Source organism: Tepidiphilus succinatimandens, from assembly GCF_006503695.1.
Taxonomy (GTDB): domain Bacteria; phylum Pseudomonadota; class Gammaproteobacteria; order Burkholderiales; family Rhodocyclaceae; genus Tepidiphilus; species Tepidiphilus succinatimandens.
In genome coordinates this window covers 1-514 of the sequence record NZ_SBIK01000041.1, presented here as the reverse complement: position 1 = coordinate 514, position 514 = coordinate 1, and the positions used below count along the sequence as shown (strand labels likewise).

1 rRNA gene is annotated in these 514 nt (G+C 61.3%); it reads left to right on the top strand.

Features of this window, described 5'->3' with window-relative positions:
- Positions 1–44: 44 nt before the first annotated feature.
- Positions 45–514 (top strand): 16S ribosomal RNA (locus tag EPD82_RS11850); the annotation flags it as partial.

Genomic DNA, 514 nt, shown 5'->3' with positions numbered 1-514 from the left:
GCGCTGGCACGCGCATCGCAGGATGCGTGCGAGGTTTTTGGATTGAACCTGAGAGTTTGATCCTGGCTCAGATTGAACGCTGGCGGCATGCCTTACACATGCAAGTCGAACGGCAGCGGGCCCTTCGGGGTGCCGGCGAGTGGCGAACGGGTGAGTAATGCATCGGAACGTACCCGGGAGAGGGGGATAACCGGCCGAAAGGCTGGCTAATACCGCATGAACTCGGAAGAGCAAAGCGGGGGACCTTCGGGCCTCGCGCTCTCGGAGCGGCCGATGTCCGATTAGGCTAGTTGGTGGGGTAAAGGCCCACCAAGGCGACGATCGGTAGCGGGTCTGAGAGGACGATCCGCCACACTGGGACTGAGACACGGCCCAGACTCCTACGGGAGGCAGCAGTGGGGAATCTTGGACAATGGGCGCAAGCCTGATCCAGCAATGCCGCGTGGGTGAAGAAGGCCTTCGGGTTGTAAAGCCCTTTCGGCGGGGAAGAAATCGGTCAGGCGAATAGTCTGGC